Origin of the sequence: Lysinibacillus macroides (genome assembly GCF_001281525.1) — a bacterium.
Taxonomy (GTDB): domain Bacteria; phylum Bacillota; class Bacilli; order Bacillales_A; family Planococcaceae; genus Lysinibacillus; species Lysinibacillus macroides.
The window spans coordinates 233,385-253,097 of sequence record NZ_LGCI01000014.1 but is presented as its reverse complement, the minus strand read 5'-3'; the positions used below and the strand labels follow the sequence as shown (position 1 = coordinate 253,097).

Below are 19,713 nucleotides of genomic sequence, written 5' to 3'. Positions count from 1 at the left end.
ATTCTTGCAACTCCCCTTCATGTATGTTCTTTCGTCATCGTAGCGCAGAAAAAGTGTAGATGCAAATTTAGAACGATTTTTTCATCATAATAAATTTCATATCCGTCATTTCCTCAATCGCCCATTTAATACCTTCACGTCCATAGCCGCTCATTTTTACACCACCATATGGCATATTATCTACCCTAAAGGTTGGAATATCATTAATCATCACAGCACCAGCTTGTAACTCATCTGCTGCATATAGAGCATCTGGTAAAATATTCGTGTAAATCCCTGCATTTAAACCAAGTTCCGACTCATTTACAAGTCGAATGGCGTCATTTAATGTTTCATATGAAACAATTGAGACGATTGGTGCGAATGCTTCCTGACAGACAATTTTCATATCCGCTGTTACATTCGTCATAACAGTTGGGGTTAAAGTACGCTCTGTAAAAACACCTCCTGTTGCCATAACAGCGCCTTGCGTCTGAGCTTCCTCAATCCATTCTCTTATTCGTTCAACTTCATTTGGATGAATCATGGCACTCACATCTGTATTTTTATCAAATGGATCACCTACTATAAGCTTTTCAGTTTCTTCAACAAACGCTTTTGTAAATTCGTTAATAATCGAGGCATGTACATAAATACGTTGTAAAGAAATACATACTTGTCCAGCAAAATTAAACGCACCGCCTACACAGCGCTTAATAATTTTGTGGATAGGTGTCGATGGTTCGACAATTACTGCTGCATTGGAACCAAGCTCCAACGTTACTTTCCGTAAGCCAACCTTTTCTTTTATACCTAAGCCAACATTACCGCTACCTGTAAATGTTACCTTTTTAACATATGGATGTGTAATAAGTGTATCACTCAGTTCGCCGCCACTGCCTGTTACTATTTGTAATGCCCCATCTGGTAAGCCTGCCTCTTTAAAAATCTCTGCCATTATAAGGGCACTTAATGGCGTTTGTGTCGCTGGCTTTAACACAACCGTATTGCCAACCGCAAATGCTGGACCTAATTTATGCGCTACTAAATTAAATGGAAAATTAAACGGTGTAATGGCTGAGATAACACCTAGGGGTTCTCGCTTTGTCCAGCCTATACGATCTCCTGCTCCGGGCGCAGCATCCATTGGTACAGTCTCACCCTTTGCTTGCTTAGCGCCCTCTGCCGCAAATTGATACGTGGCAATGGTACGTTCAATTTCAGCTAGTCCTGCCGCTAGAGGTTTCCCTGCCTCTAATGCTAAAATCTCTGCAAATTCTTCTTTTCGTTGTCGCATAATCTGGACTACGTTATATAATATTTCGGCACGCTCATAGGCTGTTGTCTTTTTAAATGATTGAAATGCTTGCTGTGCACCCTCGATCGCTCTCTCAACATCTTGGATGGATGCCTTAGCTACATGTGCAACGACCTCTCCACTATACGGAGATATTAACTCATAACTATTCTCCGCCTCTTGCCATTGACCATTTATCCATAGTTTTGTTTTCTTCATCCTTCACATGCACCTCCAAATAATCAAGTTCTCCTTTATTTTATCATGAAGAACTGGAATTAGATGCTATGGTGGCTGCACTAACCGCTGCGATCATTGCTGCTTGCTGTGCTTGAATTAATAACTCAATAGAAGCCATTATCGTCATCGACAAAGATTTTTGGACATTTGCCATATCGTAAATAGCAATTTGTACAGCCATAAAGAGGACAAACTCACGATGCCATTTTAACAATTTTAAACTCTTTACTTCATGATACAAATCAATAATATCTTGCAACTGTGTTTGATTAAGCTCAAGTATTGCTAAAAACCCAAGTAGCGGATAATGCATAGTCTTTACTTTTATATGTTGTTTTTTGAGTGTGTCACGGATCGCTACAGTATTTGCTACAAGTTGATAATTATATTGTGGAGATAACAGCGTTAATACCTGTGAAAGCCATTGAAGATCATTCCCCACAGTAAAATTATATGTTCGTAATTCTTTATAGTAGCGATTCATTGTATCTGCACGTAACTCAACATCATCAGATGGATTGCTTAATAAAACTGCATAAGGAATATCCTCATAGGATGTTAAAAATGGGTGGTGCTTACGAATTGCATCAAATAAAGCTCTAGCCTTTTGAGCATGTGCCTTTTTTTCATGTTTGTTCTCCGTTAAAAACTGTGCACCAATAAAGCTAAAATTGCCATTTTTAAATTTAGCTTCTTTCAAAATACTCACATTTGTTAGTAATTCCTTTACTGCCTTTTCTGCATCCTCCTGCTCCATTAAATTTGCAGCGATGCTATAGCCAACGGTTGTTCGTAAAGGGGACATCCATGAGCTCTGCTTTTTCATCTCCTGCAATACTGCTTTATACTTGACTGGATCAAATGTTTTTCCTGAAGCTAGAAATGTACTAGCAATCGCTAGAATAATCTTTCGATCAACCGTCCAGCCAGCAGCTTTTGATACGTCCTCAACTATATTTGTCAATTGATTTTCAATCATCACATCATTCATCATTGTCCACTCCCTTTCTCCATTTACGTTACATATTGCTAGAAAGATTCACCTACCTGTAACAATTCACATAAAAAGTAAACTTAATTTAATATATGTTACCTCATTTATTTGGTTTAATAAGGAATATCAACAACATAAAAAGGGGATGTTGACGTTGATCGCAAAAACTACTAAAAAACTATTATTTACAGTGACTTTATATGAGCGTTTTCAGTTATTTTTATCTTTACGCAACTCGTCGAAGACCATCGCATTACATAGCCTTTTCTCTAAAAATTAAAGGTGTACATACAATAAAAAACAGCGGCATATCTTGCTGCCGCTGTCCCATATCTTATTAAATTAACCCTAGCTCTTGTAGCTCCTCTGATGAAAATGCTCTTGACCTTGTTAAAAAGCGTTTCCCTTCTACACCCTCTAAAGAAAACATTCCACCTCTACCATCGACAACATCTAATATAATCTGGGTATGTTTCCAATAATCATATTGATTTTTATGCATGTAGAAGGGAGCACCGCCTATTTCTCCAAGGCATATATCCTGATCACCTAATAATAAGTCACCCTCTGGATAACACATAGGGGATGAGCCATCACAGCAGCCACCAGATTGATGAAATATAATAGGACCATGCTTTTCTTTTAATAAATCGATGAGTGCTAGCGCCTCTGCCGTAGCTAGTACACGTTCGACCACGCTCATGCACCTCCCTGTAAATTAGAAGAAGCCCAGTTTGTTTTCGCTATAGCTAACCAGTAAATTTTTCGTTTGTTGGTAATGAGCTAACATCATTTTATGGTTTTCGCGTCCAACTCCAGACATTTTATAACCGCCAAACGCAGCATGTGCAGGATAAGCGTGGTAGCAATTTGTCCAAACACGTCCTGCCTCAATTCCACGACCAAAGCGATAAGCTGTGTTCATATCTCTTGTCCAAATACCTGAGCCTAAGCCGTATAATGTGTCATTGGCAATTTCCAATGCTTCCTCTTTCGTTTTAAATGTAGTAACTGCCACAACTGGTCCGAAAATTTCCTCTTGGAAAATACGCATTTTATTATGCCCTTTGAAGACAGTTGGTTTAATGTAGTAGCCATTTTCAAAGCCTTCTCCTACATTATTCTTCTCTCCTCCAATTAGACATTCAGCGCCCTCTTGTTTACCAATATCTAAATATGAAAGAATTTTCTCCATTTGCTCGCTTGAAGCCTGTGCACCCATCATTGTATTTGGATCAAGTGGGTTACCAATTTTAATGGCCTCCACTCGCTGTATCACACGCTCCATAAATTTATCATAAATTGATTCCTGAATTAATGCACGAGAAGGACATGTACACACCTCTCCTTGATTTAACGCAAATAATACAAAGCCTTCTACTGCTTTATCTAAGAAGGAATCATCTTCATCCATAATATCCTCAAAGAAGATGTTTGGCGATTTACCACCCAGTTCTAATGTAACAGGAATTAGATTTTGAGAAGCATATTGCATAATTAAACGACCTGTTGTTGTTTCACCTGTAAAGGCAATTTTACCAATACGTGGATTGGACGCAAGCGGCTTCCCTGCCTCTAAACCAAATCCATTAACAATATTTACGACACCTGGTGGTAATAAGTCTTCAATTAATTCAAACAGCACCATAATAGATGCTGGTGTTTGTTCCGCTGGTTTTAAAACAACACAGTTTCCAGCTGCAAGTGCTGGTGCAAGCTTCCATACAGCCATTAGTATCGGGAAGTTCCAAGGGATAATTTGACCGACTACCCCGATTGGCTCATGAAAATGGTAGGCAACTGTATCGTTATCAATTTGGCTGATTGAGCCTTCTTGGGCACGTAAAACGCCAGCAAAATAACGGAAATGGTCAATTGCAAGAGGGATATCTGCATTTAATGTTTCACGTACTGCTTTACCATTATCCCATGTTTCGGCAACAGCTAGCTTTTCTAAATTTTGCTCAATACGGTCTGCAATTTTAAGTAAAATGTTTGCACGCTCTGTCGGCGATGTTGTTCCCCATGCGTCTTTAGCTGCATAAGCTGCATCAAGTGCAAGTTCAATATCCTCAGCTGTGGAACGCGCTATTTGTGTAAAAACTTGTCCAGTAACAGGAGTGACGTTATCAAAGTATTGACCTTTCACTGGGGGTGTCCATTCGCCACCAATATAATTGTCATATTTCTCTTTGAATTGAACTACCGATCCTTCAGTGTTTGGAAATGCATAAACCATTTTACTTCTCCCCTTTACACAATTTAATGAGAATTGTCTACAAAAAACATTATTTTATATCGGAATAACCATATTTTTATAGAAACCCTCTCATTTAATATATTGTCAGAAACAAAAAATAATTTCAACTTTTTCGAAAAATTTCCCATCTAATTTATTTTTAATAAGAAAGGCTTCTAGCATTCACGCTAGACGCAACGTTAAGGTATACTTAAATTAATATAAAATATAGGAGAACCATATGCGTATTAATAAATATTTGAGTGAAACAGGCATTATCTCTCGCCGAGGTGCTGACAATTGGATAGCGGAAGGGAGAGTAACGATTAATGGAAAGCTTGCATCAGTAGGTAGTCAAGTTGAGGCTGACGATACTGTTTGCGTTGATGGAAAAGAGGTAAAGAAGGAACAACAACTCGTCTATATTGCCCTTAATAAACCTGTCGGCATCACAAGTACAACGGAACGCCATATTAAAGGGAATGTGGTTGACTTTGTTAATCATCCTTTACGTATTTTTCATATTGGAAGACTCGATAAAGAATCAGAGGGGTTATTGTTATTAACCAATGATGGTGATATCGTCAATAAAATTTTACGTGCTGAAAACCACCATGAAAAGGAATATATCGTTCAGGTTGATAAGCCAATTACAGAGGCATTTATTAAAAAAATGGGTGCAGGTGTAGATATTTTAGATACAACAACATTGCCCTGTCATGTTGAAAAAATATCGGACAAAGTCTTTAAAATTATTTTGGAGCAAGGCTTAAATCGCCAAATACGACGAATGTGTACAGCGTTAGGTTATTCTGTTAAGCGTCTACAGCGAATTCGCATTATGAATATTGAGCTTGGAAATTTAAAGATTGGGCAATGGCGCGACTTAACCGACAAAGAACGAACAGAATTATTTAAACTACTCAACTACACACCAAAATAAGCGATTAAAGGGGAGGTGCGAGGACAATGATTGTTATTCGAAGCACGGAACAATTAACAGGGGTACGAATTAGTGGAGATTTTTGGGATTTAGATGAACTGATTAATGCCATTTACAAAATAACTGGGGATGAAAATAAATACTATGATTATCAAGGTCCTCGGCTGCGTATTTTAAGTGTTTGCTATAAACTAAGGCACGCTGCGCTTGGCGAACACCAGTTAGATTTTGTCAATAATGGGCTTAATAAAAATGTTCTTACACAGCATGAGTTAATCTTCCCAAATAAAAATGTCTATTTTGCAACTGAAATACTGTGGCCTGAAATCATTTTTAGCGCAATTGCCTTAAATGATTTTATTGATCTACACCAGCAGTTAAATGATTCGTCCATGTGGGATTATGACATTGCTATTATTCGTAAGTTTCAAGCAGCTATTGCTGATTGCCTAGAGCAAGAGATGAACGAGGAAGATTATGAGGTATTTTTAAAAATGCTGCATGCGAAAAATCCATTAACCTTCCGTTATGCAACACAATATGTTGATGTACTCAATTTAGAATATCTCCAATTAGACAAAGAGGAGCGTAAAGCCCATTTAGCTGCATTTGCAGTGCGATTCATGATTGAGGATCATGACTATGCAGCATTAAAGGCTCAGCTAATGGACGCTGCTATTACAACAAAACAGCCACTACACAATATTCAAATTCAGCTCAAATATCCAGAAGAAATTTTATGGTAAATAAGCGAAAGGGGTGCTGGGAAAGACGAAATCTTCCTCACACCCCTTCCTTCAATTATAAACCACCTAAATAAGCTGCTTTTACTTGTTCGCTTTCTTGAAGCTCTTGTGCTGTACCTGATAAAACTATTTTTCCTGTTTCCAGTACATATGCACGATTAGCAACAGATAACGCCATATTAGCATTTTGCTCAACAAGTAAAACAGTTGTACCCTCTTTATTGACCTGCTCAATAATATTAAAAATATTTTTAACCATGAGCGGTGCAAGACCCATTGAAGGCTCATCCATTAATAACAGCTTTGGCTTTGCCATTAATGCACGCCCCATTGCAAGCATCTGCTGCTCACCGCCTGACAGTGTACCCGATTGCTGCTTACGACGCTCCAATAATCGTGGAAATAACTCAAAAACATGATCCATATCTTTTTTAATTCCTGCTTTATCATTACGCAAATAAGCACCAAGCTCTAAGTTTTCCTCTACGGTCATATTGGCAAAAACACGACGACCTTCTGGAACATGAGAAATGCCTGACTTTACAATAGTTTGAGCAGCCTTTCCTGCAATCGAGAAGCCTTCGTACTCAATAATACCACCCTTTGGCTTCAGCAAGCCTGACAATGTCTTTAACAATGTACTTTTGCCAGCACCATTTGCACCGATTAATGTGACAATTTCACCCTCGTTTACTTCTAAAGAGAGGCCCTTTAATGCTTGAATATTGCCATAATAAACATCTATATTTTGTACTTTTAGCATTAGCCGATAACCTCCTCACCAAGGTATGCTTCAATTACCTTTGGATTGTTGCGAATTTCCTCTGGTGTTCCGTCAGCAATTAATTGTCCATGATCGAGTACATAGATGCGTTCACAAATGCCCATAACTAAACTCATATCATGCTCAATCAGTAAAATGGTTAAGCCAAACTCTTTACGAATAAAGGCAATTAACTCCATTAAATCATGTGTTTCTTGTGGATTCATCCCTGCTGCTGGTTCATCCAATAAGAGTAGTTTGGGATTTGCCGCTAACGCACGAGCAATCTCTAAACGACGCTGCATCCCGTACGGTAAGTTTTTTGCTAGCTCATCCTTATAAACATCTAAGCCAAAGATTTTTAAAAACTCAATTGATTGATGCTCCATTTCTGCCTCACCCTTAAAATGTGCTGGCAAACGGAAAATAGAAGACCACATGGAATGCTTTGCAAGTGAATGGTTGGCTACCTTTACATTATCTAAAACAGATAGCTCTTTAAAGAGACGAATATTTTGGAATGTACGGCTAATCCCTTTTTGTGTTACCTGATAAGGTGCAAGCCCATTTAATTTCAAACCATCAAATGTAATTGTCCCTTCTGTTGGCGTATAAACGCCCGTTAACATATTGAAGCTTGTTGTCTTTCCAGCACCATTTGGCCCAATAAGCCCCACTAGTTCTCCTTGATTGAGGTACATATTCACAGCCTGTACCGCCTTTAAGCCGCCAAATTGAATACCCATATTTTCAACTTTGATAAGAAGGTTCCCAGTCATTATTTTGTACCTCCTTTTTTACCAAACTTAAATAAATCCGTAATTTCCTTTGTGCCCATTAAGCCTGTTGGACGATAAAGCATCACGATAATTAATACTAAACTGTAAATAATCATACGTGTTTCAGGGAAGTTTGCTAGGTATGTTGATACCACTGTTAAGAAAATAGCTGCAATTACTGACCCTGAAAGACTTCCTAAACCACCAAGTACCACATAAATTAAAATATCAAACGACTTTAAGAAGCCAAATGTCGTTGGTTGAATGATGTAAAAGTTGTGAGCAAAAATAGCACCAGCCAGCCCAGCAAAGAAGGAGCCGATAACGAATGCAACTACCTTATAGTAAGTTGTATTAATACCCATCGCATCTGCTGCAATTTCATCCTCACGAATCGAAATACATGCACGACCATGACGAGAATTTGTAAAGTTAGAGATGACTAAAATCGTTAACACAACACCAACAAATGCATATGTCCAGTTAGACAAATACTTTACCTGCATCCCTGCTGCGCCACCCACATAATCCGTATTTAAAAAGATAATACGAATAATCTCTGCGAATCCTAGTGTTGCAATCGCTAAATAGTCCCCTTTTAAACGTAAAGTAGGAATCCCCACAATTAAGCCAGCCCCGGCTGCTGCAAGTGCACCTAAAAGGATTGCCAATGGGAATGGTAGCATTAGCTTTGTTGTAATAATAGCGGATATATAGGCACCCACTGCTAAGAAACCAGCATGCCCAATCGAGAATTGTCCTGTAACCCCGATAACAATATGCAAGCTGACAGCCAGCATAATATTAATACACATCGTAATCAGCATATTTTTATAATAGATATCGATTGCACCTGTTGAAATTAACACTTGGACAACTGCATAGATGACTAGCGCTAATACGGCATAGCCCCAGAAAACTTTAGACTTTTTCATAATACCGCTCACCTACACTTTCTCACGGGCGTTTTTACCAAAGATACCCGATGGTCTGAAGATTAAAATTAAAATTAAAATAACGAATGCCGCTGCATCACGCCATAACGAGAAGCCAAGCGCACTTACTAATGATTCCACAACACCAAGTAGCATACCGCCAACCATAGCACCAGGAATAATACCAATACCACCAAGAACGGCTGCAATAAATGCTTTCACCCCTGGAATAACGCCCATTAATGGGTCAATCTTTGTATAATACACACCAAATATAACACCTGCTGCACCTGCTAAGGCAGAGCCTATGGCAAATGTTGCAGAGATTGTATTATCTACGTTAATTCCCATTAAACGCGCTGCATCCGCATCATGAGAAACGGCTCGCATTGCTTTCCCGATTTTAGTTTTATGTACGATGAATTGTAAAAGAATCATCAGCACAACTGCGACCGTTAAAATTAGAATAGATGTACTACTAATTTGTACACCGAAAATATCCAATGATTTATTTTTAAATACCTCAGGGTATGCTGCTGGTTGTGCGCCTCTGAAGAAAATTGTTGTATATTCGATTAATAACGATACACCAATTGCTGTAATTAACGCCGCAATACGTGTGGCATTCCGCAAACGTTTATAGGCAATACGTTCAATTAACACACCCATAATCGCACAGACTGTCATCGCCAATAACAGTGCAGGAAAGAAGCCAAGCTCCCATTTAGCAATTGCGTAAAAGCCAATAAACGAACCGATCATGAAAACATCACCATGAGCAAAGTTAATCAGCTTAATAATTCCGTATACCATCGTATACCCTAACGCTATTAACGCGTAGATACTACCTAGTGAAATACCATTCACAAGCTGCTGTATCCATTCCATGTGCGTTCACTCCTTTTAATTTTCTGAAAATTGAAAAATAAATGCATACATCTATAAAAATTTATGCTCTCTACTATCATTCTAGTAATCTACAGCATAAAAAAGGAAGGCGTGTTTACCCGCCTCCCCCTTACTTACAAAACATTAAGGATTTACTTTAGAGTTGAACACTTGTTTACCGTCTTTAAATTCAAGAACTGTTGCTGTTTTAATTGGGTTATGGTCTTCGTCAACTGAGAAAGTACCTGTTACTAAAGAAAGATCTTTTGTGTCAGCTAATGCATCTTTAATCGCTTCTCCATCTGTAGAGCCCGCACGTTTAATTGCATCTGCAATATAGTAAATAGAATCATAACCAAGTGCGTTGAATGCATCAGGTGCTTTGTCACCATTTGCCTCTTTAAATGCCTTTACAAAATCTTGAATTTTTTGTTCTGGGTCTTCTGCAGAGTAGTGGTTTGTAATATATGTGTTATTCAATGCCTCTGCACCAGCTAGCTCTACTAAAGTTGGTGAATCCCAACCATCAGCACCCATTAAAGGTACATCAATACCCAATTCACGTGCTTGCTTAACAATTAAACCAACCTCTTCATAATATCCAGGAATAAAAATAAAGTCAGGATTTTTTGATTTAATACTTGTTAACTGTGTACGGAAGTCTGCATCCTTCGCTACGTATGCTTCTTCAGCTACAATGTTTCCACCATTTGCTGTAATCGTTTCTTTAAAGGATTTTGCTAAGCCCTTTGCATAATCAGATGCGTTATCTGCAAAAATAGCTACGTTTTTCACATCTAACTCATTTGAAGCAAAGTTAGCAGCTACAATTCCTTGGAATGGATCGATAAAGCAAGTACGGAATGCATATTCATTCACAGTGCCATCGTCTTCATTTACTGTAATATTTGGTGCTGTACCAGAGCCAGTAACAATCGGAATCTTATTATCATTTGCAATTTGTACAGTTGCTACTGTATTACCTGAAGTGGCAGGCGCTAGCATAGCTACTACGTTATCTTGTGTGATAAGTTTCATAGCTGCTGCAGTTGCCTCAGCGTTTTCGGATTTATTATCTACTTTAATTAGCTCAATTTTCTTACCATCAATACCGCCATTATCGTTAATTTCCTTTACAGCTAGTTCTGCACCTAATCCAATAGAGGAACCATAGGAAGCTACGTTCCCTGAAAGTTCTAGGTTGGCGCCGATTTTAATTGTATCGCCATCTGATGATGAACCACCACCTGATGAAGATGAGCCTCCACCAGAGCCTGAATCGCCTCCATTACCACAACCAGCTAAAACGCCAGCAAGCAATGATGATGCTACTAAAAGTGAACCGAACTTCTTAAGCTTTTTGCTCTCTTTCATAATTAAATTCCCCCTGAAAGTTTTTCAAATATTAGATATTTCTGATAATTATAAACAATAAATTGCATTTGCTCAATAGAAAAATAATTATTTATAACTATCTTTAATAAAAGAAAATATTATTCATTTAAGCCTTTTACATTGTAAAGCATTCTTTATATTTGAGAGTATAAAATATTTTGTGTAAATAGAAAATTCCATAGAAAAAGGAAGACCCTTTCTTGGTAGAATTAAGTCACCACAACCAATCCTAGAAAAGAGGTCTTCCCTATGAATCAGTTTACAACAGAAATTGTCGATGCACTAGTCAAAAAACAAGATATTACCGAGGTTTTTCGTTCGCACTTGGAAATGGCGATCAACTCGCTACTGGCGACAGAGCTGACGGAATTTTTGGATTACGAAAAATACGATCGTATCGGGTTCAACTCAGGCAATTCTCGCAATGGGTCTTATTCGCGTACACTTCACACGGAGTACGGCGATTTAACGCTTCAAATCCCGCGGGATCGCAACGGTGAGTTTAAACAACAGACAGTGGTACCATATAAGCGCTCGAACGATACGCTGGAAGAAACGGTCATTCACTTGTTCAAAAAAGGCATTACGATGGCGGAAATTGCGCAATTAATTGAGAAAATGTATGGGCATCACTATACGCCGCAAACGATTTCGAATATGACAAAGGCTGTTTCAGAAACGGTAGAAGCCTTTAATAACCGTCCTTTGCACAATCGTTACGTATGCGTGTATTTAGACGCGACGTATATTGCCGTGCGTCGTGATACGGTGTCAAAAGAGGCCGTCTATATTGCAGTTGGTATTCGTGAAGACGGCTCTAAAGAAGTGCTTGGCTATACGATTGCCCCAACAGAATCGGCCTACAACTGGCAGGAGCTACTACAAGAGCTCAAAGACCGTGGTGTAGAAGACGTACTTTTATTCGTATCAGACGGCTTAAAAGGCATGGCAGACGCTGTGTTTAATGTGTTTCCAAAGGCAAAATATCAGGTGTGCCTTGTCCATGTGGCACGCAATATCATGCATAAAGTCCGAGTAGAAGATCGCAAGGAAGTGTGCGAGGATTTTAAAACGATTCACCAGGCAAAGAACGCTGAAGCAGCGAAAAAAGCGCTCGAGACGTTCTGCGAAAAATGGGGCAAATCGTATAAAAAAGTCGCACAAGGCTTACTCGAAAACCCGTATTTACTGACGTTTTACGGCTTTCCCAAGGCGATTTGGCGAAGCATCTACTCGACGAATTTAATCGAGTCGTTCAATAAGCAAATCAAAAAATATACAAAGCGCAAGGAACAGTTCCCGAACGAAGAATCGTTGGAGCGCTTTTTAGTGACGCAGTTCGAAGACTATAATCAACGTTTCGCCACACGCTGCCACATCGGCTTCAATCAGGCCCGTGCAAAGCTAGAAGAAATGTTTGAGCAGCTGCACGAACCGGCAAACTAGACCGGGACGCGCCAGCGCGAAATTTGAGTGTGTAGGAAAGGGCTAGCCCTTTCCTACACACTCAAATCAACACTTCGAACAAGTACAATTGAATACACAGGTGATGAGTTCCCTTGAACGGGTGAATCGTCATTTACACAAAAATATTGACAGTACCTTATATTTAGTCTAGTGTGATTTTTCAGTATAATTGTTTCTATGAATTATCTATTAATTTTATACATACAACTAGCAGTAGTGTTAAATGATTATTTTTTTTCCTCGATAAGCTTAACAAATCATTGATTTTCACTACAACAGTCATTAAAAACAAAAGCTGGCTATACAAAAATAGGAGTACCTATTTAATTAATGTCCTCCATAAATAATGATTATTTCCCTGAAAATAATTCAGTAGAATACATCAAAAAAAGATTACTTAAGAGGCAAAATAAAAAACTTAGAGATGACTTTCATTCCTCTAAGCTTTTTTTAAACCAAATACACAAAGGCGTTCATTAAGATTTGTTTCATTTTCTAAATGAATTTCATGAAGTAATTCAAAGGGCGTTCCATGATGTAAGAATTGTAAATAATCATAGGGTGGATAATATAAAATGATATGAATATCTCGCATTCGCTGCTCATAGGATTTCCAAATATTATGAATTACTGTACGGAAAATATGAATCGAAAAGGGATTGAAAAAGAAAAAAACATTATCACATGATTTTACTTCATAGGCTTCAGCAATAGTATGAATAAATGAGATAGGCGCATGAGCATGTTTCTTGTGTAGATAACTTCGCTTATTCTCTTCAGCCTCTCTATAAAATCCTATATCCATTTCTATTCCAATTGTTGGCACACGGAATTTATCATAGACATAAATGGGTACACGTCCTTTCCCACATCCCATATCAATAAAAACAGGATGAGCTGGCATCTCATAGACAGCAAATAACTGTTCTAGTCCAGTATAAGGTGTTGGCTCATAGCGATGATAATGGGACAGCTTAGGGAATCCATATTGTTCCCCAACAGTATTAATATGTAAATATTTATCAAACTAATATTTATCAAACTGATATTCATTCATATAAAAAGGCTCCTCAGCAAAGAATGCTTTATTTTAGCATGAGAAAAGGCAATAACCATATCCAAACGCATTGGATATGGTTATTTTTTAGCGGCCTCTACGTTTAAATTTAACAACAAATAAGATTGCTAGGAGGAGGAATACTAAGGATACCGTTACTGTAAGTACTGTATTTTTATCAATAACAGTTGCTTGATTCGATGGTTCACCATTTGCACCTGGCATCCCCATTTTAAATCCGTTTCCACCAGGACGTTGCATAGGTTCGCCATTCTGTCCCTCCCCTGGACCATTACCTTCCCTGTTAAACGGTGGGCCTTGCGCTGGATCAAAATCCTCTGGAAACTGACTCGGATCAAAGTTTTCTGGCATAGCACCATTTTCATTAGGTGCTGGCATATTTGTCGTTGTAGATGCTTCCACCACAAGCTCTCCTGATAACTGCTTTAAAATAGAAGCCGAGCGTTGTTTAGCAAACTCAGGCAGGCTGTTGTCACCCTCAACTGCTGCTAAAAACTGCTCTGTTGTTGAGAATTTTGTAGGGTCTGCCTCCACATAGGTTGTTAATAGCACCGCTAAATTTTTAGTAATGGATTGTATATACTCCTCTGTTAAATAAGTGGTTGCTAGCTTTTCTAAATAGCTTTCATATTTGGCACGGTACTCCTCATTTACAAGTAAAGCATTGAGCAATGGTCGCTCCTCTAACGTTGTACCAGAAACTGGGGTCGTCACACTAAAATTAATGGCACTCTCATCTAATAGGTTGCCTGACATGCCCATTCCCATATTAAAGACGCCACCTTGTTGCTGTTTATCTTCACCATCTGCCTGAGCAGGTTGTTCATTATTTTGGACAAAAGTTCTTTCCCTATTAGTAGAAGTATTGGCTGGATTTTGATCATTTTCTCCACCCATTCTACCACCACCAGCACCAAAGCCTCCAAATGCCATATTATAATCCCATGGAATAATAGAAAACACCCCATTTTGTTCATACAGATAGTAATTGTGCTTCATATTTCCTTGATAGCTATCTAAATTCACAATTGCTGTATTTACGGCAAAGTAGCGCAACATTTCATCGACATCAATGTATTGCTCAATATCTCCGCCATTATTGATAGCATCCAGCATTTCAATAAGCTTCGATTCATCACTATTGCCTTCATTGGTCTTTAAGCCAATACCTGTATAGTCTGCTAGATCATCACTAATATATTGTAAATCACTGCCTGTTCCATCTGGTTTAAATAAAAAACCATCATTAGAGCCATAGTTATTTGCTAAAAAGGTTTCATCCACGGCCTCCACACCTAAAAACAAGCCGCGTTCCTCACCATTTACAGTGACATACATATAGGAATGAGCTGGCGTTGGTAAGCCCATTTGCTCCATCAATTCATAGGAAATATATTCTCGCATCAATGTAGTGTCACTATAATTATTATTTAAGTTTAATTTTTTCAAACCATATAAGCTTTGTGTATTATCATAATAATCAAAATCAATTTTTAAACTATAGCGATCAGAGTCACTATTCACAACCGAACGTAACGATAAATTGCCCTTTGTGCGAATAGCAACATTTTCTACTTTCTTGCCGTTAACTGTGATAGTGGCCTGCTTTAACTCCTCCTCTGCTGCATTTTCAAGCATATCAGCCCAATCTTCCTCAGCTATTTCAATATCAACGGTTGTGACTTTATTTTTATTAAATACCAAATTCTCATAGGAAAACTCAGTTTTTTTTGTTTCAATGCCTATATTCGGAAGCACCGCATATATCACAGCAAAGAGAACAAGCAGTATCGCCATGCACAGATAGACAATGCGTGTTTTTATCATAGTCTACACCTCTTTTATTACGCCGTGAAATTCCCATCATAGCTAAGCATAATGGCAGATTGCACACCTGGAACCTTTGTTAAACGATCCATCAGTTTAGCATCATTTTGCTTGATACGAATTTCATAAGTTGTTTCAATTTCCCCCATTTGCATAATGGATTTAGACTTCAGCGCGAATTTTTTTGTTTCAGCAGCAATAATGCGCTCTACCTCTGCATTAGCAAGCTCTTCCTCAAGCTTTACAATTAATAAATAAGGATTTTCTACAGTAATTTTATTGACAAATACAAGCAATACAAGTCCAATTAACACAGCGCCAATAATCACTAAGGGTATAAAGCCTGCGCCACATAAAATACCAGAAACAATTGCCCAGAATATATATACTAAATCCATTGGGTCCTTAATTGGTGTACGGAATCGCACAATTGATAGGGCTCCAACCATCCCAAGCGATAGCAGCACATTGGAGCTAATCCCCATAATGACAAGTGCTGTGGCCATTGTCATAATTAACAAGGAAATATTGAAGGAATGTGAGTAAATCACACCATTAAAGGTTTTCTTATAAACCACATAAATAAAAAGCCCGATAAAAAATGCTACTACTAATCCAATCACAGAATCAATCAATGAAAATGATGTTGTTTTTTCTAAAAAATTGGATTTAAAAATATCACTAAAATTAATTGTATCCATCATTCATGTCTCCTTTATATTAGCCGTACATACGACTGAGTTGATATTTTGAATAGGCTTCTGCACGTGTATCCACAGACTGTAGTAAATACTTGATGATATCTGGTAAATATTCATCATATTTCACTTCTAAAATGACAAGGTTTGGCTCCAATACATCCACCATAGGTAACTCTGGATTAAACATATCTGTATTGCGTAGACTTGATTGCACCTTACTATCAAAAGTTACGCGCACATTGCCAAATGGATAGATATAGGCCTCTCGTTCATAATCTACTACTGTTGTTGGCTTAAGCTGGCTATAATGCATCTCTTGGTATAGGTCTCGAATAAGCGCTCGTTTATCTTCCTCCATCCACGCTATATCTCCAACGCGCATTTTCTCATACTCTGCTTGTGAGATGGCACATTTTGTTTTAAAGGTTAAATTATTGCGCTTACTCTTGCGCTCCAAATTAATAATGGCACTGGATTTACCATAGATACGCACTCGATATTTATCGCGATTAATATAGCCCTCTTTTTTCTCATTGAGCACTTTATTGGCAAAATTATCGAAGTATGTGCTCCGAATTAAATATTTGCCATTCTTGCCTGCATGTTTATCTAGTTGCATCACATATTGAAGCTTAGCCTTTAATAACGCATAATCTGGATAGGAGATCGCCTGCTTAATTTCCTTGCGACCATTTGGGTTAAATGAAGTAACAATAGGCATATACATCACCTTTCTTTCGTTTTCTTTAGTCGTGCTAGTGTTGCTTACATGACCTACTATAAAGGGCCTTTGTGTCAGGCAGATGTCAGTCTACTATTTTCTTTTTGTCCTGTTGAAGAAAGCCTGAAACGTTTTCTTAATTTTTCCGTATAGTGAATAAAGAATGGTAGGAGGAATTTTAATGAATCATAATAATAAACTACTAAATAAAAAAAGGTATAATCCCAATATTATAATTCCTATTTTCTTTGGTGCAGGGATAGGTACATTCCTAGGATTAATCGCATATGTAAAAGATTGGCTCTAATTGGACTTAATTCTTTTTATTTTGCCTACAAACATAAGAAAAGGCTACTACGCTCTTATGACGTAGTAGCCTTTTGCAATACAAATTCAAAGCATGTCCCAGAGGTGTCGCTTTCGATTAATCGCAAGTCACCACCAATCGATTGTGCCATCATTTTACTAAGTGGTAACCCTAGACCTAGTCCTCTAATAGTATATTTTTTATTTTCCCCTCTATAAAAACGCTCAAAAATAAATGCCTGATCTTCCAGCGGGATACCATCACCTGTATCTTTCACCACAATAGCTAGTGTAGCCCCCTGATCCATTACAGTGATTGTAATCGTGCCATTGTCCATTGCCTGTTTGGCATTGGTAAATAGATTTGTCATAATTTGCTGAACACGTACAATATCTGCCTGAACCATTACGGCTTGCTCTAGTAAATGTAATTGTACATCTACCCGTTCCTCTTCTTGCATGACTTTCCACTGCATCACCGCATCACGCAGAAGCTGATTAACATTCACAACCTCAAGCTTGACTGGAATAGCATCCACAGCAAATTGATTAAACGCCAGTAAATCACCGACCATTGTTTTCATCTTCATTGTTTCGACCATCGCCATATCAATAAATTCCTTTGCATCCTGTCCAGTTACAACGCCATCTCTAACAGCCTGTAATAAGCCACTTATAGATGTCACAGGTGTTTTCAGCTCATGCGTAACACCTGCTAATAATTCCGTTCGGGTTTTCTCCAGCTGCTCTAGCTTATGTGCCATATTTTCAAAGGAGGTCACAAGCTCATATACCTCTTCTTCCTTACTATCCTGAGGCAAATCAATGGTATAATTTCCTTCCTGCACTTGCTTTGCGGCTTTCGCTACTTGCTTAATTGGATAGGCTAAACGCTTTGATAAAAAATAAATAGCGATCCAGCCTAAAACAGCTAACGCCCCAATTAACAGTGCAAGCTGACCATATGCCTGGTTCACTCTTGTTAAATTGTCGCTTTTTTCCATCACAAGTACCCAGCCCATTAACTTATGATTACTTTCTATTTTTCTTTTCACAACATATTGAATAGATGCTTGCTCATCCGTTATTTTCGCTATGCCCTCTTTGCCATCCAATAAGCTAGCAATATTTTTAACACGATCAGGTGGCACAGGACGATTACTTGTCAATATATTGCCTGCTGTATCTACCACATATAAAATAGGATCAATTTCCCTCATAGTAAAACGTTCTCGATCACCGATAAAGCCCGGAATACCATTTGGCTCAGATGTATCAGTAAGACGATAAACGGTTTCATCTGCTAAAAACGCCATCATCTCTAAGCGATTTTCAAAGGTTGTATGACGAATCCATGCTGCAGAAATCAATGAAATAATCGCTAGCCCGATGAAAAGGGTGAGTAAATAGCGGCTTGTCCAGTAATGGAGTAAGGCAATGCGTTTATTTTTTTGAAACACTTAGCTGATACCCCAATCCACGTAGTGTCTTTATTTCTCCCTCTGCTTCATCCCATTCCTTTAATGCCCTACGTAGCCTCTTAATAGCTAAATCGACGGCTCGATCGCTCCCCTCATATTCCCAACCCCAAATTTGATCGATAAGCTGGTCACGTGTAAACGTTTGGTTCGGATGGTCAGCTAAAAACAACAGTACTGATAAATCTCTTGGTGTTAATATAATTTCTTCCTCTCCTAAAAATACCTGATGTGCCTTACGATCAATTTGAAGAGCTCCATAGCGCTTTATAGAAGTTGGATCAAGATTCCCTGTGGTACGTCGTAACACTGCCTTTACTCTTGCCACAACTTCATCTGCAATAAAAGGTTTAGCAATATAATCGTCTGCACCTTGCTCAAAGCCCTCTAAACGATTATTCACCTCACCTAATGCGGTTAACATAATAATGGGACAAGCACTTAGCTCTCTTATTTCCTTTAAAATCAACCACCCATTTTTCTCGGGCAGCATAATATCTAGCAATACTAAGTCTGGCTGTACCTTATGAAATACATCTAATGCCTGTCCACCATTAAAGCATTGTGTCACCTCATAGCCTACCTTTTTTAAATAAACCGTTAAAACCTGGCTGATTGCATATTCATCTTCCACCACTAATATATTTGCCACAGCCATCCACCTCACTATTAGCCTTTTTTCTATCAGTATAGCACCGAATAATGTCAGGGAAGTGTCAGCTATCGATAATGTCTTTCTACTTTACTTATGATTGATTGCGCATGATAACCCACTCAAAAAATTTCCTCAGTAAAGAGTGCTTTATTTTAGCATGCCCAAAAGTAAAAACCATACCCAAATGCATTGGATATGGTTATGTTTTAGCGACTATTACGCTTAACTGTAACAACAAAGGGCAAAGGTCTTTTTCAACACTAGAAATTTAACAGAAAAGAT

At 38.2% G+C, this 19,713-nt stretch carries 19 protein-coding genes; 4 read left to right on the top strand and 15 right to left on the bottom strand.

From position 1 onward, the window contains the following. Positions 1–67: 67 nt before the first annotated feature. The 4 genes from ADM90_RS23095 to adh all read right to left on the bottom strand — a co-directional run bounded on the left by ADM90_RS23095 (position 68) and on the right by adh (position 4,749). Positions 68–1,495 carry an aldehyde dehydrogenase family protein gene (locus ADM90_RS23095; protein WP_053997195.1) on the bottom strand — a complete coding sequence of 476 codons (1,428 nt, stop codon included), beginning with the start codon at positions 1,493–1,495 and terminating at the stop codon, positions 68–70. A 43-nt stretch (positions 1,496–1,538) separates the two neighbouring features. Then, a complete protein-coding gene (locus tag ADM90_RS23090) occupies positions 1,539–2,510 on the bottom strand; it encodes a DUF4003 family protein (protein WP_235473806.1) in 972 nt (323 codons plus the stop codon). 337 nt (positions 2,511–2,847) lie between these two features. Then, entirely contained in the window at positions 2,848–3,207 is a 360-nt protein-coding gene (locus tag ADM90_RS23085) for a DUF779 domain-containing protein (protein WP_053997193.1), read from the bottom strand. Between the two features lie 21 nt (positions 3,208–3,228). Continuing rightward, positions 3,229–4,749, bottom strand: coding sequence for an aldehyde dehydrogenase (adh, locus tag ADM90_RS23080; RefSeq protein ID WP_053997192.1), 1,521 nt, complete (start codon positions 4,747–4,749; stop codon positions 3,229–3,231). Positions 4,750–4,990: 241 nt separating this feature from the next. On the opposite strand from adh, the gene rluF reads away from it, so the two are divergent. Both rluF and ADM90_RS23070 read left to right on the top strand, forming a co-directional pair. Next, a complete protein-coding gene (gene rluF, locus ADM90_RS23075) occupies positions 4,991–5,692 on the top strand; it encodes a 23S rRNA pseudouridine(2604) synthase RluF (protein WP_053997191.1) in 702 nt (233 codons plus the stop codon). Between the two features lie 26 nt (positions 5,693–5,718). Next, the gene (locus ADM90_RS23070) at positions 5,719–6,438 is read left to right on the top strand and encodes a DUF6904 family protein (protein ID WP_053997190.1); all 720 of its coding nucleotides are present in this window, start codon (positions 5,719–5,721) and stop codon (positions 6,436–6,438) included. Positions 6,439–6,493: 55 nt separating this feature from the next. Here ADM90_RS23070 and ADM90_RS23065 read toward each other — a convergent pair whose 3' ends face one another. From ADM90_RS23065 to ADM90_RS23045, 5 genes are all read right to left on the bottom strand, one after another. Next, on the bottom strand, positions 6,494–7,201 hold the full coding sequence (locus ADM90_RS23065; RefSeq protein WP_053997189.1) for an ABC transporter ATP-binding protein: 708 nt from the start codon (positions 7,199–7,201) through the stop codon (positions 6,494–6,496). Then, positions 7,201–7,980: an ABC transporter ATP-binding protein gene (locus ADM90_RS23060; RefSeq protein WP_053997188.1), complete on the bottom strand. Its 780-nt coding sequence runs from the start codon at positions 7,978–7,980 to the stop codon at positions 7,201–7,203. Before ADM90_RS23060 ends, ADM90_RS23065 begins: the two co-directional genes overlap by 1 nt. After that, positions 7,980–8,915 (bottom strand): branched-chain amino acid ABC transporter permease, encoded by a 936-nt coding sequence (locus tag ADM90_RS23055; protein ID WP_053997187.1) that lies wholly within the window; start codon positions 8,913–8,915, stop codon positions 7,980–7,982. The genes ADM90_RS23060 and ADM90_RS23055 overlap by 1 nt, the downstream gene beginning before the upstream one ends. Positions 8,916–8,927: 12 nt before the next feature. Next, a complete protein-coding gene (locus tag ADM90_RS23050) occupies positions 8,928–9,803 on the bottom strand; it encodes a branched-chain amino acid ABC transporter permease (protein WP_053997186.1) in 876 nt (291 codons plus the stop codon). A gap of 144 nt (positions 9,804–9,947) precedes the next feature. Next, a complete protein-coding gene (locus ADM90_RS23045) occupies positions 9,948–11,177 on the bottom strand; it encodes an ABC transporter substrate-binding protein (protein ID WP_053997185.1) in 1,230 nt (409 codons plus the stop codon). Between the two features lie 270 nt (positions 11,178–11,447). Here ADM90_RS23045 and ADM90_RS23040 point away from each other — a divergent pair, with 270 nt between their 5' ends. Further along, positions 11,448–12,644 carry an IS256 family transposase gene (locus tag ADM90_RS23040; RefSeq protein ID WP_053993757.1) on the top strand — a complete coding sequence of 399 codons (1,197 nt, stop codon included), beginning with the start codon at positions 11,448–11,450 and terminating at the stop codon, positions 12,642–12,644. 460 nt (positions 12,645–13,104) lie between these two features. On the opposite strand, the gene ADM90_RS23035 is transcribed toward ADM90_RS23040, so the two are convergent. From ADM90_RS23035 to ADM90_RS23020, 4 genes are all read right to left on the bottom strand, one after another. Further along, positions 13,105–13,569 (bottom strand): class I SAM-dependent methyltransferase, encoded by a 465-nt coding sequence (locus ADM90_RS23035; protein ID WP_235473803.1) that lies wholly within the window; start codon positions 13,567–13,569, stop codon positions 13,105–13,107. Between the two features lie 240 nt (positions 13,570–13,809). Then, positions 13,810–15,570 carry a CotH kinase family protein gene (locus ADM90_RS23030; RefSeq protein ID WP_053997184.1) on the bottom strand — a complete coding sequence of 587 codons (1,761 nt, stop codon included), beginning with the start codon at positions 15,568–15,570 and terminating at the stop codon, positions 13,810–13,812. A gap of 17 nt (positions 15,571–15,587) precedes the next feature. After that, complete coding sequence (locus ADM90_RS23025; protein WP_053997183.1) at positions 15,588–16,271, bottom strand: DUF4956 domain-containing protein; 684 nt, start codon at positions 16,269–16,271, stop codon at positions 15,588–15,590. Positions 16,272–16,290: 19 nt separating this feature from the next. Then, positions 16,291–16,992, bottom strand: a complete 702-nt coding sequence (locus tag ADM90_RS23020) for a polyphosphate polymerase domain-containing protein (RefSeq protein ID WP_053997182.1) — start codon at positions 16,990–16,992, stop codon at positions 16,291–16,293. A 181-nt stretch (positions 16,993–17,173) separates the two neighbouring features. On the opposite strand from ADM90_RS23020, the gene ADM90_RS25420 reads away from it, so the two are divergent. After that, on the top strand, positions 17,174–17,299 hold the full coding sequence (locus ADM90_RS25420) for a hypothetical protein (RefSeq protein WP_268766667.1): 126 nt from the start codon (positions 17,174–17,176) through the stop codon (positions 17,297–17,299). 55 nt (positions 17,300–17,354) lie between these two features. Here the strand turns inward: ADM90_RS25420 and ADM90_RS23015 are convergent, their stop codons facing one another. Both ADM90_RS23015 and ADM90_RS23010 read right to left on the bottom strand, forming a co-directional pair. Then, on the bottom strand, positions 17,355–18,758 hold the full coding sequence (locus ADM90_RS23015) for a sensor histidine kinase (protein ID WP_053997181.1): 1,404 nt from the start codon (positions 18,756–18,758) through the stop codon (positions 17,355–17,357). Next, positions 18,742–19,428, bottom strand: a complete 687-nt coding sequence (locus ADM90_RS23010) for a response regulator transcription factor (protein WP_053997268.1) — start codon at positions 19,426–19,428, stop codon at positions 18,742–18,744. The genes ADM90_RS23015 and ADM90_RS23010 overlap by 17 nt, the downstream gene beginning before the upstream one ends. Between the last annotated feature and the right edge of the window lie 285 nt (positions 19,429–19,713).